Annotated in this window: 19 protein-coding genes; 15 read left to right on the top strand and 4 right to left on the bottom strand. The window is 62.3% G+C overall.

What is annotated here, in order from left to right; all coding sequences use genetic code 11:
• The first annotated feature begins 2 nt into the window (after positions 1 to 2).
• From M5B44_RS00595 to M5B44_RS00585, 3 genes are all read left to right on the top strand, one after another.
• A complete protein-coding gene (locus M5B44_RS00595; protein WP_248737943.1) occupies positions 3 to 956 on the top strand; it encodes a CheW domain-containing protein in 954 nt (317 codons plus the stop codon).
• Positions 957 to 1,041: 85 nt separating this feature from the next.
• Positions 1,042 to 1,527, top strand: a complete 486-nt coding sequence (locus M5B44_RS00590; protein WP_007959223.1) for a chemotaxis protein CheW — start codon at positions 1,042 to 1,044, stop codon at positions 1,525 to 1,527.
• Positions 1,528 to 1,923 (top strand): DUF2802 domain-containing protein, encoded by a 396-nt coding sequence (locus M5B44_RS00585; protein WP_085710496.1) that lies wholly within the window; start codon positions 1,528 to 1,530, stop codon positions 1,921 to 1,923.
• Between the two features lie 54 nt (positions 1,924 to 1,977).
• Here the strand turns inward: M5B44_RS00585 and M5B44_RS00580 are convergent, their stop codons facing one another.
• A complete protein-coding gene (locus M5B44_RS00580; RefSeq protein WP_085710498.1) occupies positions 1,978 to 2,307 on the bottom strand; it encodes an EscU/YscU/HrcU family type III secretion system export apparatus switch protein in 330 nt (109 codons plus the stop codon).
• A complete protein-coding gene (locus tag M5B44_RS00575; protein ID WP_248737942.1) occupies positions 2,304 to 3,878 on the bottom strand; it encodes a flagellar hook-length control protein FliK in 1,575 nt (524 codons plus the stop codon). The genes M5B44_RS00580 and M5B44_RS00575 overlap by 4 nt, the downstream gene beginning before the upstream one ends.
• A 198-nt stretch (positions 3,879 to 4,076) precedes the next feature.
• On the opposite strand from M5B44_RS00575, the gene ccmA reads away from it, so the two are divergent.
• The 10 genes from ccmA (at position 4,077) to M5B44_RS00525 (ending at position 11,457) form a co-directional block, all read left to right on the top strand.
• On the top strand, positions 4,077 to 4,712 hold the full coding sequence (gene ccmA, locus M5B44_RS00570) for a cytochrome c biogenesis heme-transporting ATPase CcmA (protein ID WP_248737941.1): 636 nt from the start codon (positions 4,077 to 4,079) through the stop codon (positions 4,710 to 4,712).
• Entirely contained in the window at positions 4,709 to 5,377 is a 669-nt protein-coding gene (gene ccmB / locus M5B44_RS00565; RefSeq protein ID WP_085710502.1) for a heme exporter protein CcmB, read from the top strand. The genes ccmA and ccmB overlap by 4 nt, the downstream gene beginning before the upstream one ends.
• A gap of 78 nt (positions 5,378 to 5,455) precedes the next feature.
• Positions 5,456 to 6,211 (top strand): heme ABC transporter permease, encoded by a 756-nt coding sequence (locus tag M5B44_RS00560; protein ID WP_085733725.1) that lies wholly within the window; start codon positions 5,456 to 5,458, stop codon positions 6,209 to 6,211.
• A complete protein-coding gene (gene ccmD / locus M5B44_RS00555; RefSeq protein WP_011333085.1) occupies positions 6,208 to 6,384 on the top strand; it encodes a heme exporter protein CcmD in 177 nt (58 codons plus the stop codon). Before M5B44_RS00560 ends, ccmD begins: the two co-directional genes overlap by 4 nt.
• Complete coding sequence (gene ccmE / locus M5B44_RS00550) at positions 6,381 to 6,836, top strand: cytochrome c maturation protein CcmE (RefSeq protein WP_065261104.1); 456 nt, start codon at positions 6,381 to 6,383, stop codon at positions 6,834 to 6,836. The genes ccmD and ccmE overlap by 4 nt, the downstream gene beginning before the upstream one ends.
• Positions 6,837 to 6,839: 3 nt before the next feature.
• Complete coding sequence (locus tag M5B44_RS00545; RefSeq protein ID WP_085710503.1) at positions 6,840 to 8,828, top strand: heme lyase CcmF/NrfE family subunit; 1,989 nt, start codon at positions 6,840 to 6,842, stop codon at positions 8,826 to 8,828.
• On the top strand, positions 8,825 to 9,361 hold the full coding sequence (locus M5B44_RS00540; RefSeq protein WP_248737940.1) for a DsbE family thiol:disulfide interchange protein: 537 nt from the start codon (positions 8,825 to 8,827) through the stop codon (positions 9,359 to 9,361). The genes M5B44_RS00545 and M5B44_RS00540 overlap by 4 nt, the downstream gene beginning before the upstream one ends.
• Positions 9,358 to 9,828, top strand: coding sequence for a cytochrome c-type biogenesis protein (locus M5B44_RS00535; protein ID WP_085682970.1), 471 nt, complete (start codon positions 9,358 to 9,360; stop codon positions 9,826 to 9,828). Before M5B44_RS00540 ends, M5B44_RS00535 begins: the two co-directional genes overlap by 4 nt.
• A complete protein-coding gene (gene ccmI / locus M5B44_RS00530; RefSeq protein ID WP_248737939.1) occupies positions 9,825 to 11,024 on the top strand; it encodes a c-type cytochrome biogenesis protein CcmI in 1,200 nt (399 codons plus the stop codon). The genes M5B44_RS00535 and ccmI overlap by 4 nt, the downstream gene beginning before the upstream one ends.
• Positions 11,025 to 11,049: 25 nt before the next feature.
• Positions 11,050 to 11,457, top strand: coding sequence for a hypothetical protein (locus M5B44_RS00525; RefSeq protein WP_085710507.1), 408 nt, complete (start codon positions 11,050 to 11,052; stop codon positions 11,455 to 11,457).
• A 44-nt stretch (positions 11,458 to 11,501) separates the two neighbouring features.
• Here the strand turns inward: M5B44_RS00525 and M5B44_RS00520 are convergent, their stop codons facing one another.
• The gene (locus M5B44_RS00520) at positions 11,502 to 12,389 is read right to left on the bottom strand and encodes a LysR family transcriptional regulator (RefSeq protein WP_248737938.1); all 888 of its coding nucleotides are present in this window, start codon (positions 12,387 to 12,389) and stop codon (positions 11,502 to 11,504) included.
• Positions 12,390 to 12,563: 174 nt separating this feature from the next.
• On the opposite strand from M5B44_RS00520, the gene M5B44_RS00515 reads away from it, so the two are divergent.
• Both M5B44_RS00515 and M5B44_RS00510 read left to right on the top strand, forming a co-directional pair.
• On the top strand, positions 12,564 to 12,776 hold the full coding sequence (locus M5B44_RS00515; RefSeq protein ID WP_065261097.1) for a type II toxin-antitoxin system HicA family toxin: 213 nt from the start codon (positions 12,564 to 12,566) through the stop codon (positions 12,774 to 12,776).
• Positions 12,776 to 13,180 carry a type II toxin-antitoxin system HicB family antitoxin gene (locus M5B44_RS00510; RefSeq protein WP_114881918.1) on the top strand — a complete coding sequence of 135 codons (405 nt, stop codon included), beginning with the start codon at positions 12,776 to 12,778 and terminating at the stop codon, positions 13,178 to 13,180. Before M5B44_RS00515 ends, M5B44_RS00510 begins: the two co-directional genes overlap by 1 nt.
• 37 nt (positions 13,181 to 13,217) lie before the next feature.
• On the opposite strand, the gene M5B44_RS00505 is transcribed toward M5B44_RS00510, so the two are convergent.
• A complete protein-coding gene (locus M5B44_RS00505; RefSeq protein WP_248737937.1) occupies positions 13,218 to 14,405 on the bottom strand; it encodes an MFS transporter in 1,188 nt (395 codons plus the stop codon).
• Between the last annotated feature and the right edge of the window lie 212 nt (positions 14,406 to 14,617).

Here is a 14,617-nt window from a genome sequence, read left to right as displayed (position 1 = left end):
GCATGAATCGGCCGATCAAGCTGACATCGAAGCCGCAACTGGCGCTGCAGTCCTATCTGGACGGCTTGCTGCAGGAAGTGACGGACGAGGTCGAGCAGGAAATCGCAGCGCCGGTCGAGGTGGTCGAGAACACCGCCGTACTCGATGAATTCCAGGCCGCCGTGCTTGAAGAACAGGCCCGGGATGCGCAGCAAGCTGCCCGGCCGGTCGCCCCGGTTGCAGCGCCTGCGGCTGTGGTGGCGAAGGCTCCTGCGACTTTGATCAAAGAGCCTGAGCCGGTGCGCGTGGTCTCGACCCTGGCACCGCTGCTGCAAACCCAGCTTCTGCAAACGCCTGCGGTTCCGGCGGCGCCAGCGCCCGAGCCTGAAGCGCCTGCGCCAGCCCCGGTCGAGCCGACTCTGGTTGCGCCACTGGTGGAAGTGCATCTGCCACCGAGCAATACGCCGCCACCGGTGGAAACCGACGGTCGTCCGGCCTGGGCGTCGGAAGCCTTTGAATGCCTGCTGTTCGACGTGGCCGGATTGACCCTGGCCGTGCCGCTGGTGTGCCTCGGTTCGATCTATTCGCTGGCTGGCCATGAGCTGACGCCGCTGTTCGGTCAGCCGGAATGGTTCCTCGGCATCTTGCCAAGCCAGGCCGGCAACCTGAAGGTGCTGGACACCGCGCGCTGGGTCATGCCGGATCGCTATCGCGATGACTTCCGTCAGGGCCTGCAATACGTGATTTCGGTACAAGGTTACGAGTGGGGGCTGGCGGTGCATCAGGTCAGCCGCTCGTTGCGCCTGGACCCGAATGAAATCAAATGGAGAAGTCACCGGGGTCAGCGGCCATGGCTCGCGGGCACGGTGATTGAACACATGTGCGCCTTGCTCGATGTTTCCGCACTGGCCGAGCTGATCGCCAGCGGTGGGGCAAAGCACATGTCCGGCAGTAAGCCGAACCACAAACCGACATAACACTTACATAACAGACAGCACCGGCATACGCATGGCGGCGCACAGAACACACACCGCCAGGCGCGGTTTTTCGAGGGGCTAGGGTATGAACGACAAGGCTACTGCGGCAAAGGGTTCCGAAGATCCGATCCTGCAATGGGTGACCTTCAAGCTGGACAACGAAACCTACGGCATCAACGTGATGCGCGTTCAGGAAGTCCTGCGCTACACCGAGATCGCTCCGGTTCCGGGTGCTCCAAGCTACGTGCTGGGCATCATCAACCTGCGCGGCAACGTGGTGACCGTGATCGACACCCGTCAGCGCTTCGGCCTGATGAGCGGCGAGATCAGCGACAACACCCGTATCGTCATCATCGAAGCCGACAAGCAAGTGGTCGGCATCATGGTCGACAGCGTGGCTGAAGTGGTTTACCTGCGTCAGTCGGAGATCGAGACCGCACCGAACGTCGGTAACGAAGAGTCGGCCAAGTTCATCCAGGGCGTGTGCAACAAGAACAACGAGTTGCTCATCCTGGTCGAGCTGGACAAGATGATGAGCGAAGAAGAATGGTCGGAACTGGAGAATATCTGATTGATTCTCGAGGTAGCGGTCATTGTCCTGTTCCTGTTCTGGGCAGGCACGCTGGCGATGTTTCTGGCGTACATCAAGGCGCAGCGCGTGATCGCTGCGCAACAGGCCCAGGGCGATGCGCTGCGTGACCAGCGCATCAAGGACCTGGCCAAGCGTGTCGACGATTACCAGAACGGCAACGTGCGCATGGGCGAAGCCCTGCACGAGCTGCGCGCGGTCGTCAGTCCGATCCCGGACAAGATCACCCAGCTCGAACAACGCGACCCGTCCAGCCTGTCATTCGCCCAGGCGGCGAAACTGGTCGGGATGGGCGCGAGTGTCGATGAGCTGACTCAGTCCTGCGGGTTGACCCAGGCTGAGGCGGAGTTGATGCGCAAGCTGCACAGAAGCAGTTGAGAGTTTCGAGCGGAACAAAAAAATCGCAGTCGATGACTGCGATTTTTTTTGCCCTCAGTAATCGTCGCCGCGATCGGTGATGTCCTTCTCGACCATCGGTGCATCCGGATCATGTCCTTGCGGGAACTTGCCCTTGAGGTTCCAGGCAAATGCAATGATCTCGGCAATCGTCAGGTACAGCTCCTGCGGGATGCTGTCGCCCAGCTCCATGCGTGCCAGCAACTTGACCAGTTCGGCGTTCTCGTAGATCGGCACTTCACAGTCGCGGGCGATGCGCAGGATTTCCTCGGCCAGTTCGTCGTCGCCCTTGGCGGTGAGGGTCGGGGCGTGGCTGCCGTCGTACTTGAGGGCGATGGCCTGGCGTGGTGCAGTGGAATCGTTCATGCGGTTTCGTCGACCCAGCGGTGTTCGAGACGGGTTTGGATGCCTTGCGGCGGGGTGCCGAGGTGGCAGTCGAGATCGCCGACGTTGAGTCCGCGATCCAGCAGGCGTTGGCGCAGTGCGGCCAGATTGGTTTCGATCAGGTCGGCAGTGTACGGCCGTTCGGCCCATAGCTGGCTCGACAGGCTGCCGTTGATCAGTTGCGCCTGAACCTGCATCGGCCCCAGTGGCTCCATGTCGAACGCCAGATCGACGCGCCACAGTTGCTGTTTGGTTTCGCGCTCGCTGTCACGGCGGTCGTTCTGTTTTTCTTCTTGCGGCGCTTCTTCGCGCTGGAACTTGACCTGCAACGGCACGATGTCCTGCAGGTTGCGCATCGGGATTTCCAGTTGCCAGGTGCTGAGCAGGCGCCCGTCGTCGGTCACGCCGGTCTGTTCCAGGCTCGACAGTTGATGGCTTTGCAGGCGCGAGACCGCGGCGGCGGCGAGGCGCAGCAAGTGTTCCAGATCGCCTTCACCTTCCAGGCTCTGCAGCAGCCGGTCCGGCAGCGGGAAACTGCTCGGCAGCGGTTTGGCGCTGACCTGACCGAGCATGCCGAGGGCATTGCGCACGAAGCTCGGCATTGCCTGGGCCAAAGTGTTGGCGGCGATGATTGCATTCAGATTGGTATTGCCGGGCAGACCGGGGGTGAGTTGCGCGATCAGCTTGAGCAGATCGCCTTTCATGTCCGGGGTCAGCGTCGGGTTTTGCCCGGCGAGCAATTTGGCTTCAAGAAACGCGCCGCTGTTGAGCAGCGCCTGGGCCAGGCCTCTGGGTGTGCTCAGTTGCTCGACGTCCGGCAGGTTCGCCAGCAGCCGGTCCACGGCCGCGCGCAGATCACTGGAGGTCTGGTCGTCGGCGGGTGGCAGGCTCTGGAGCATTTTCAACAAGCCATCCAGCGAACCCTGGCGGCTTTGCTGGCTGACCAGCTGCTGACTGACCGCCAGTTGTTCCTGGCGATTGCTCAGCGGCAGGAATTTCAGGGTCTGGGAATCCTGCACCAGCGCTGACAGCAGGGTGCCGATGCGTAATGGCTGCGGGCTGTCGATGCTCAGGGTACTGCCGCTCAACACCGTGTTGAGCAGGCTGACCGTCGAGCGGAACACCGTCGGCTGCCCCGGCACCTGCGGCAAGGCCTGATTGGTCAGCACCTTGCCTTGCAGCAGCGTACCGACCGGCAATTGCGCCGTGTCGATGCGGGTGAGGGTGGCGACAGCCGTGGCGATGGCTTGCTGCACGGTGATCGCCAGATTACCCGCCGACGGCTGGGTGACCGCCAGATTGGTGCCTTGCGGCAGCGGCAGGGGACTGGTCGCCTGCACGGTGGTCTGACGGCCGCCGTCGAGGGTGACCTTGAGCAGCACCTGAAAGGCCTGGTCCGCCGGTTTCAGCGACAACACCTCGGCCTTGGCGCTCTGGCCGGCGGCAATCAGCCCGTCCATCGGCGTCAGCAACTTGAGCAGCTCACCGACCTGCGGGCGAGCGGTCGCCGGGGTGGTTGGCGGGAGCGGGAGGATGTTCATTTCGCCTGTCATACGCGGACACAACCTGAGGAAAATGCACTCGGGAGAGCAGGGGACGCCATGTATAATGCCGCCCGTCCTTCCGTTCGTTCAAAAAAACATAGCAATTGTTTGACGCAGCTCTCTGGATTGAGCCGTCATTGCATTTATGCTGCAACTCTTTAACGGCCGCCCCAGAGCCGACTTGAACCGTATAAGGCCCGTGAACCCTTGACCAGCCCTGTCCTGCAAACCGTCGGCCTCGCCTGTGAGCGCGATCTCAGACTGCTCTTCGAGAATCTCGAATTGAGACTGGCCAGTGGCGATATGGTGCAGATCAGCGGTCCCAACGGCAGCGGCAAGACCAGTCTCTTGCGTTTGCTCGCCGGCCTGATGCAACCGACCGACGGTCAGGTGCTGCTCAACGGTCAACCCCTGGCCGAGCAACGCAGCGAGCTGGCGCGCAACCTGCTGTGGATCGGCCATGCTGCCGGGATCAAGGACTTGCTCACCCCGGAAGAAAACCTCGCCTGGCTCTGCGCCCTGCATCAACCTGCCGGACGCGAGGCGATCTGGCAGGCACTGGCGGCGGTTGGATTGCGCGGTTTCGAGGATGTTCCCTGTCATAGCCTGTCCGCCGGTCAGCAGCGCCGCGTGGCGCTGGCGCGGTTGTATCTGGACAGCCCGCCGCTGTGGATCCTCGATGAGCCGTTCACCGCACTGGACAAACAAGGCGTGGCGCAACTCGAAGAACACCTGGCCAATCACTGCGAGCAGGGCGGTCTGGTGGTGTTGACCACGCACCACACGCTGAGCCGGATGCCGGCCGGTTATCGCGACATCGATCTGGGGAACTGGGCAGTATGAGTGTGTTCGGCCTGCTGGTTGCCCGTGAATCCCGACTGCTGTTTCGCCGCCCGGCGGAGCTGGCCAATCCGCTGATTTTCTTCGCCATCGTCATCGCGCTGTTCCCGCTGGCCGTCGGACCGGAAACTCAAGTATTGCAAAACTTGTCCCCGGGGTTAGTCTGGGTGGCGGCGCTTTTGTCGGTCCTGCTCTCGCTGGACGGGCTTTTCCGCAGTGATTTCGAAGACGGATCCCTTGAACAGTGGGTCCTTTCGCCGCACCCCCTGCCACTTCTGGTGTTGGCCAAGGTGCTGGCACACTGGCTTTTTTCCGGGCTGGCACTGGTTTTGCTCTCGCCGTTACTGGCGTTGATGCTCGGGTTGCCGGCTGCGTGTCTGCCGGTATTGCTGCTTTCGTTGTTGCTGGGTACACCGGTGCTGAGCTTGCTCGGCGCGGTGGGCGCGGCGCTGACGGTCGGTCTGAAACGCGGTGGCCTGTTGCTGGCGCTGCTGATTCTGCCGTTGTACATCCCGGTGTTGATCCTCGGCAGTGGCGCCTTGCAGGCGGCACTGCAAGGCATGCCGGCGACGGGTTATCTGTTGTGGCTTGGCAGCCTGACCGCCCTGGCGATAACCCTGACACCTTTTGCAATAGCTGCTGGCCTGAAGATCAGCGTCGGCGAATAATGAGGTCTGGTTAAAATTTAACCAGCAAAGACCCTGAGACTGCTCACACCGATGAGCGGCACCCGTGATGGAAACAGTATGAACTGGACCTGGTTTCACAAGCTCGGCTCGCCCAAGTGGTTCTACGGCATCAGCAGCAAGTTTCTGCCGTGGCTGAGCATTGCAGCGTTGCTGCTGATCGCTGTCGGCGTCGTCTGGGGCCTGGCCTTCGCGCCGCCGGACTATCAGCAAGGAAACAGCTTTCGCATCATCTACATCCACGTTCCCGCCGCGATGCTCGCCCAGTCGATCTATGTGATGCTGGCGGTGTGCGGTGTGGTCGGGCTGGTGTGGAAGATGAAACTGGCCGACGTCGCCCTGCAATGCGCTGCGCCGATCGGTGCCTGGATGACCGCCGTGGCGCTGGTCACCGGGGCGATCTGGGGCAAGCCGACCTGGGGTTCGTGGTGGGTCTGGGACGCGCGGCTGACCTCGATGCTGATTCTGCTGTTCCTGTACTTCGGCGTGATCGCCCTGGGCAACGCCATCAGCAACCGCGACAGCGCCGCCAAGGCCTGCGCGGTGCTGGCCATCGTCGGCGTGATCAACATCCCGATCATCAAATACTCGGTGGAGTGGTGGAACACCCTGCACCAGGGCGCGACCTTCACCCTCACCGAAAAACCGGCGATGCCCGCCGAAATGTGGCTACCGCTGCTGCTGACCGTGCTGGGTTTCTACTGTTTCTTCGGCGCCGTGCTGTTGCTGCGCATGCGCCTTGAAGTGCTCAAGCGCGAAGCCCGCGCCAGTTGGGTGAAAGAAGAAGTGCAGAACAGCCTGGAGGCCGCTCGATGAGTTTCGCGTCATTCGGCGACTTCCTCGCCATGGGCCATCACGGCCTGTACGTCTGGTCGGCCTACGGCATCTGTCTGGCGGTACTGATCCTCAACGTGGCGGCGCCGATTGCGGCCCGCAAGCGTTATCTGCAACAAGAGGCGCGTCGTCTGCGCCGGGAGAACGGCAAGTGAATCCGCTGCGCAAAAAGCGTCTTATCATCATTCTGGCGATTCTGGTCGGGGTCGGCGCTGCCGTCGGCCTGGCCCTGAGCGCCCTGCAGCAGAACATCAACCTGTTTTACACCCCGACCCAGATCGCCAACGGCGAAGCGCCGCAGGACACCCGCATCCGTGCGGGCGGCATGGTCGAGAAAGGTTCGCTGCAACGTTCCCCGGATTCCCTGGACGTGAAATTCGTGGTCACTGACTTCAACAAATCCGTGACCATCACCTATCGTGGAATCCTGCCGGACCTGTTCCGCGAAGGGCAGGGCATCGTCGCACTGGGCAAGCTCAACGCCGACGGCGTCGTAGTGGCCGATGAAGTGCTGGCCAAGCACGATGAGAAATACATGCCGCCGGAAGTGACCAAGGCCCTGAAGGACAGCGGTCAATCCGCGCCGACCCAAGCGAAGGAGGGTTGATCGATGACGTCCACCATTTTCATTCCCGAGCTTGGCCATCTGGCCATGATCCTGGCGCTGTGTTTCGCGCTGGTGCAGGCCGTGGTGCCGTTGCTCGGTGCCTGGCGCGGCGACCGTCTGTGGATGGGCCTGGCGCAACCGGCAGCGTGGGGGCAGTTCGCGTTCCTGCTGTTCGCTTTTGGCGTCTTGACCTACGCGTTCATGACCGACGACTTCTCCGTGGCCTACGTCGCGATGAACTCCAACAGCGCGCTGCCGTGGTACTACAAGTTCAGCGCGGTGTGGGGCGCCCATGAGGGGTCGCTGCTGCTGTGGGCGTTGATCCTCGGTGGCTGGACCTTCGCGGTGTCGGTGTTCTCCCGGCAGTTGCCGCAAGTCATGCTTGCTCGCGTTCTGGCGGTGATGGGCATGATCAGCACCGGTTTCCTGTTGTTCCTGATCCTCACCTCCAACCCATTTTCGCGAATCCTGCCGCAGATCCCGGCCGACGGTCGTGACCTCAATCCATTGCTGCAGGATATCGGCCTGATCGTGCATCCGCCGATGCTGTACATGGGCTACGTCGGTTTCTCCGTGGCCTTCGCATTCGCCATCGCCGCACTGCTCGGCGGCCGTCTGGATGCCGCGTGGGCACGCTGGTCGCGTCCATGGACCATCGTCGCCTGGGCCTTCCTCGGCATCGGCATCACCCTCGGTTCGTGGTGGGCTTACTACGAACTCGGCTGGGGCGGCTGGTGGTTCTGGGACCCGGTGGAAAACGCCTCGTTCATGCCATGGCTGGTGGGCACGGCGCTGATCCACTCGCTGGCGGTCACCGAGAAACGTGGCGTGTTCAAGAGCTGGACGGTGTTGTTGGCGATTGCCGCGTTCTCCCTGAGCCTGCTCGGCACCTTCCTCGTACGTTCCGGCGTGCTGACCTCGGTGCATGCGTTTGCCTCGGATCCTGAGCGCGGCGTATTCATCCTGATCTTCCTGCTGTTCGTGGTCGGCGGTTCGCTGACGCTATTTGCCTTGCGCGCCCCGGTGGTCAAGAGCCAGGTCGGTTTCAACCTGTGGTCGCGGGAAACCCTGCTGCTGGGCAACAACCTGGTGCTGGTGGTGGCCGCGTCGATGATCCTGCTCGGCACGCTGTACCCGCTGATTCTCGATGCGATCAGCGGCGCCAAGCTGTCGGTCGGCCCGCCGTACTTCAACGCGCTGTTCATTCCGTTGATGGCCTTGCTGATGGTGGTGATGGCGGTCGGCGTGATCGTGCGCTGGAAAGACACGCCGGTGAAATGGCTGGCCAACATGCTGACCCCTGTGTTGTTGGGCAGCGTTGCACTGGCAGTCGTTGCCGGTGTCGCCTACGGCGATTTCAACTGGGCGGTGATCGCGACCTTCCTGCTGGCGGCCTGGGTGTTGCTGGCCGGTGTGCGCGACATCTTCGACAAGACGCGCCACAAAGGCCTGATCAAAGGCCTGCCGACCCTGACCCGCAGCTACTGGGGCATGCAACTGGCCCACATCGGCATCGCCGTGTGCGCGCTGGGCGTGGTGTTGTCGAGCCAGAACAGTGCAGAGCGCGACCTGCGTCTGGCGCCGGGCGAGTCGATGGAACTGGCCGGTTATCAGTTCGTGTTCGAAGGTGCCAAACACTTCGAGGGCCCGAACTTTACCTCTGACAAAGGCACCATCCGGGTGATCCGCGATGGCCGCGAAGTCAGCGTGCTGCACCCGGAAAAACGCCTGTACACCGTGCAGAGTTCGATGATGACCGAAGCCGGGATCGACGCCGGTTTCACCCGCGACCTCTATGTCGCACTGGGTGAACCTCTGGGCGACGGCGCCTGGGCGGTGCGGGTGCATGTGAAACCGTTTGTGCGCTGGATCTGGTTCGGCGGTCTGCTGACCGGTCTGGGCGGGATGCTGGCAGCGCTGGACCGGCGTTACCGGGTCAAGGTCAAAGCCAAGGTGCGTGAAGCGCTGGGCATGGAAGGAGCCGCTGCATGAGACGTTGGTTGATGCTGGTGCCGCTGGCGATTTTCCTGCTGGTGGCAGTATTTCTTTATCGCGGTCTGTACCTGGATCCGGCGGAACTGCCGTCGGCGATGATCGGCAAGCCGTTCCCGGAGTTTTCCCTGCCGGCGGTGCAGGGCGAAAAAACCCTGACCAAGGCCGACATCCTCGGCAAACCGGCGCTGGTCAACGTCTGGGGCACCTGGTGCATTTCCTGCCGGGTCGAGCATCCGGTGCTGAACAAACTCGCCGAGCGCGGCGTGGTGATTTACGGCATCAACTACAAGGACACCAACGCCGATGCGTTGAAGTGGTTGGCCGAATTCCACAACCCGTATCAACTGGACATCCGCGATGACGAAGGCTCCCTGGGCCTGAACCTCGGTGTCTACGGCGCGCCGGAAACCTTCTTCATCGACGCCAAGGGCATCATCCGCGACAAGTACGTCGGCGTGATCGACGAGCAGGTCTGGCGCGAAAAACTGGCGGCCAAGTATCAGGCGCTGGTCGATGAGGCCAAGCCATGAAGCGCTTTTTCGCCGCCATGGTGTTGGGCTTGAGTCTGGCCGGCGTGGCCCACGCCGCCATCGACACCTACGAGTTTGCCAAAGAGGGTGATCGCGAGCGTTTCCGCGAACTGACCAAGGAACTGCGTTGCCCCAAGTGCCAGAACCAGGATATCGCCGACTCCAACGCGCCGATTGCCGCCGACCTGCGCAAAGAGATTTTCCGCATGCTCGGCGAGGGCAAGGACAATCAGCAGATCATCGACTTCATGGTCGATCGCTACGGTGATTTCGTCCGCTACAAACCGGCGCTGAATGCCAAGACCGCGCTGCTGTGGTTCGGCCCGGCGGGATTGCTGCTCGGCGGTTTTGTCGTCATCGCCGTGATCGTCCGTCGCCGTCGCGGGCAACGCGCCGAGACTCCGCAATCGCTGTCCCCCGAAGAGCGTCAGCGCCTCGACCAACTGTTGGATAAAAACCAAGAATGATTGATTTCTGGCTTGCCGCAGGGCTGTTGCTTCTGGTCGCCCTGAGTTTTCTGCTGATCCCTGTTTTGCGCGAACGTCGTGCCCAGCGTGAAGAGGATCGGACTGCCCTGAACGTCGCGCTGTATCAGGAGCGTGTCGCCGAACTGCAAGCGCAGCAGGCTGAAGGCGTGCTCGATGCCGCGCAAATGGACAGCGGCCGTGCTGAAGCGGCCCGTGAGCTGCTGGCCGACACCGAAGGTGTGGCGCCGACCCGGGTTTCTAGACTGGGCAAGCCGTTGCCGTTGCTGGCAGCTTTGCTGGTGCCGGTATTGGGCCTCGGTCTGTACCTGCATTTCGGTGCTGCCGACAAAGTCGAGCTGACCCGCGAGTTCGCCCAGGCACCGCAGTCAATGGAAGAGATGACCCGGCGCCTGGAACGCGCCGTGGCAGCGCAACCGGATTCGGCCGAGGGCCTGTATTTCCTCGGTCGCACCTACATGGCTCAGGATCGTCCGGCGGATGCGGCGAAGATGTTCGAGCGCGCCGCCAACCTGGCCGGTCGTCAACCGGAACTGCTCGGCCAGTGGGCGCAGGCGCAGTACTTCGCCGATGGCAAGAAGTGGTCGGACAAGATCCAGGCCTTGACCGACGAAGCGCTGAAGGCTGATCCGAAAGAAGTCACCAGCCTCGGCCTGCTCGGTATCGCCGCGTTCGAAGGCGAGCGCTATCAGCAAGCTATCGACTACTGGAACCGCTTGCTGGAGCAACTGCCGGCGAATGACAAATCCCGCGAAGCCCTGCAGGGCGGTATCGCGCGAGCGACCGAGAAACTTGAAGCCAGCGGCGGCAAGGTGGCTCAGGCGCCAGTGGCGAAAACTGCATTGCTGAAGGTCAGCGTCGATCTGGCCAGCGAACTCAAGGGCAAGGTGCAACCGGGTGACAGTGTGTTCATCTTCGCCCGCGCCGTTTCCGGTCCTCCAGCGCCGTTGGCCGCCAAGCGTCTGACCGTCGCTGACCTGCCGGTAACCGTCGAGCTGGGCGATGCCGATGCAATGATGCCGCAGTTGAAACTGTCGAACTTTCCTGAAGTCCAACTGGTTGCGCGCGTCTCCCGTGCCGGTCAGCCGACCGCCGGTGAGTGGGTAGGCCGCAGCGGGCCTCTGGCCAGCAGCACCACCGCGCCACAAAAACTGACCATCGACAGCCCGGACAAATAGCCGGAACCATCAGGAACGCACCGCCATGAACGCCATCGCCCGAATCACAGTCCTCACACTGGCCCTGGGTTTGAGCGCATGTGCGGTGCAACGGCCGGAGCCGACGACACGGCTGCCGCCGATCCCGCCGTCACAGCCGAGCCCGACCCCGTCGACCAGTCCGACGCCGGGCAAACCGGGTATCCCGGCCAAACCCTCGAAACCCGCCCCGCGCACCTCAGCCAGCTTCGCCCCGCCACCGGGCGGCAACAGCCACTGGGACCAGAAGCTGGGCGTGTACGTGCTGGATGACCAGCCCAACACCTTCTACCGCCAGCGCACCTATTACCGCTGGAACAACGGCTGGAGCCGCTCGATCAGCCCGAACGGGCCGTGGGAGGACACCAACATCCACGGCGTACCGGCGGGGTTGGGCAAGCAGTTCGGGGAGTAATGAAAAACGGCGATCTTTGGATCGCCGTTTTGCTGTGTGGGTTTTTACAACGCTCGCGCCAACAACCCCTGCACATATTCAACAAACGCCCGCGCCTTGGCGCTGGCCATCCTGCCCGTCGGAAACACCGCCCACAGCTCCTGCTTCGGCAAAACCCAGTCGCCCATGACAGCCTTCACTGCGCCACTGGCCAGTTCCGGTGCGAACATCCACTCCGAGCCCAGCGCCAGACCCTGATGGGTCAGAACCGCCTCACGCAAACCTTCGGCCGCGCTGACGCGCAGGCGGCCATTGACGGTCACGGTCTGTTCTTCGCCATCCTTGTTGAAGTGCCAGGTCGCACCACCACCGCGGTTGTAGATGACGGCGCGGTGTCGGCTCAGATCGGCAGGGCAGGCAGGTTCACCGTGACTGGTGAAGTAGGCCGGAGTGCCAACGATGACGCGCCGGCATTCGGCGATCTTGCGCACGGTCAGGCCGGAGTCACTGAGCGGCCCCAGGCGCAGGGCGACGTCGATGCCTTCTTCCACGAGGTTGATGTTCTGGTCGTCGAGCAACAGATCGACATTGAGTTGCGGGTGTTGATCGAGGAACGGCCCCAGGTGCGGCACCACATGCATCCGGCCAAAGGTGACGGCCGTGCTGACCCGCAGATTGCCGCTCAGGCCGCCCGCTACGCCACGGGCAGCGTTGTCAGCCTCGTCGGCTTCTTCGAGCGCACGCCTGGCCCGTTCGAAAAATGCCAGCCCGGCCTCGGTCGGCGTCAGACCTCGGGTCGAACGCAACAGCAGGCGCACGCCGAGGCGGGTTTCGAGTTGCGCGATGGTTTTCGACACGGCGGGCTGGCCGATATCCAGTCGCCGGGCGGCGGCGGAAAACGAGCCGGTTTCCACGACGTAGACGAAGGTTTCCATGGCGGCGAGGCGGTCCATCGGTGGTCCTTGAGAATAGAGAGGAGCAAGCATGACAGCCGAGTTTAATCGGGTCCGAGGACAGTGCATCAATCACATGCTGCAAAACAACCGAACGTCGTCCTGCGGATTTCTGTGCTTGAGTAAAGATAACTCTAGAGTTACTTTTATTGAGCCGAAGCAAGGAGGCGGTTGGTGCAGAGCAGGTTATTGATCAAGGAGCTGGAGGAAGCAGGCTGGACGCTGGATCGGATTACCGGCAGTCATCACATCTTCACGCACCGTTACAACCCTTACACGATTCCCGTTCCTCATCCGAAGAAGGATTTGCCGGTCGGGACGGTCAAGAGCATCAGGAGGCGCGCCGGGTTATACAACCCGCCAGCCAGTGACACAGGAGATTCGTAATGCAATACCCAATCTGCATCGAGTGGGGCGACGAGAACACCGCCATCGGTATTCAGATCCCCGATATTCCCGGCGCGGTAACGGCCGGTGATACGTTTGAGGATGCCTACAACGCAGCCGTCGAGATTGCCCACATCATGCTGCAGGAGATTGCGGCGGATGGTGATCCGATTCCGATGCCGACCTCGGCGGCCACCCACCGCAACAACCCGGAATTTGCCGACATGGGCTGGGGCATGCTGGAGCTGGACATCTCGCCGTACATGGGCAAGACCGAGAAGGTCAACGTGACCTTGCCCGGTTATGTCATCCAGCGGATCGACCGTTATGTGCGCGAGCACAACGTCAAAAGCCGTTCATCCTTTCTGGCGGATGCTGCCATGGAAAAACTGGTCCGGCATTGAGCGTCGGGCGCTGCCGGTTGGCAGCGCCTCGTACCTTTCAAGCAGTCGCCATCACTGCTTTCTGGGACGCACTCAGAAACCGCACCAGCGCCAGCAGCGGAAACGCACTGCCAACAATCACGATCCACAACCAGCCGCCATGTTCGTACACCGCACTGGCCACCGACGAGCCGAAGGCGCCGCCGATGAAGATGCTGGTCATGTAGAGCGCGTTGAGGCGGCCACGGCTTTTGGCGTCGAGGGAGTAGACCGCACGCTGGCCGAGCACCATGTTCATCTGCACGCAGAAGTCGAGTACCACGCCGGTAACGGCCAGGCCGATCACGCTGTAGGCCGGGTGGATGAAGGCGGGCAGGAAGCTCAGGCTGGCGAACAGCATGGCCAACAGCGAGGCGACGCGGGTGTGGCCGGCGTCGGCCAGGCGTCCGCTGATCGGGGCGGCGATGGCACCGATGGCGCCGACCAGGGCGAAGATCGCGATTTCACTCTGTGACAGGCCATGGTTGCGAGCCAGTTCCAGCGGCACTGCGGTCCAGAACAGGCTGAAGGTGGCGAACATGCAGGCCTGGTAGAACGCCCGCTGACGCAGCACCGGTTGCTGGCGCAGCAGCGTCCACAGCGAGCCGATCAACTGGCCGTAGGAAGCGCTGTGATCCGGTTGGCGCTTGGGCACGGTCAGGGCCAGCACGATGCTGATCGCCGCCATCAACGCCGCCGCGATCATGAACATGGCCCGCCAGCCGAAATGGTCGGCAACGACGCTGGACACCGGCCGTGCCAGCAGAATGCCCAGCAGCAGACCACCCATGATCCCGCCGACCACCCGGCCACGGGACTCCTCGGGCGCCAGATGCGCGGCCAGCGGAATCAGGATCTGCACCGACACCGAACTGAAACCCACCAGCAGCGAAATCAACAGGAACACATTGGGCTGATCGGTAAACGCCGCCCCCAGCAGACTGGCAATCGCCACCACCGTGGTGATGATCATCAGGCGGCGGTTTTCCAGCAGGTCCGCCAGCGGCACCAGGAAGAACAGGCCCAGCGCATAACCGATCTGGGTCAGCGACACGATGAAACTGGCCATGGTGTCGGTCAGGCCGATGTCCGGGGCAATCAGGCCGATGATCGGCTGGGCGTAGTAGATGTTGGCAACGATGGCGCCGCAGCAGAAAGCGAACAGCAGCACCATGCCTCGGGTCATTGCGTGAGTTGTGGCGGTCATAGGGTTTCTCGATCCAGCGAAAAGGAATGCGGTGAGGCTAAGGGACGAAACGGGCGGGCGGTAGAAGCCCTGGATCGATATCAGTTATTCCGTTGCGGAATAGATCGCGTCGAACAATCCGTCGTCCATCGGCGAACCTTGCGTCCGACCGAAGAGGGGCGATGATACATTCACTTACATCTTGTTCGATAGCGTGCTTATGTTGCGTCTGG

Source organism: Pseudomonas sp. MWU12-2029 (assembly GCF_023242425.1).
In the GTDB taxonomy this organism is placed as follows: Bacteria; Pseudomonadota; Gammaproteobacteria; order Pseudomonadales; family Pseudomonadaceae; genus Aquipseudomonas; species Aquipseudomonas kribbensis.
Note: the sequence above shows the minus strand (reverse complement) of the source record. Positions and strands in the feature narration are given on the sequence as shown.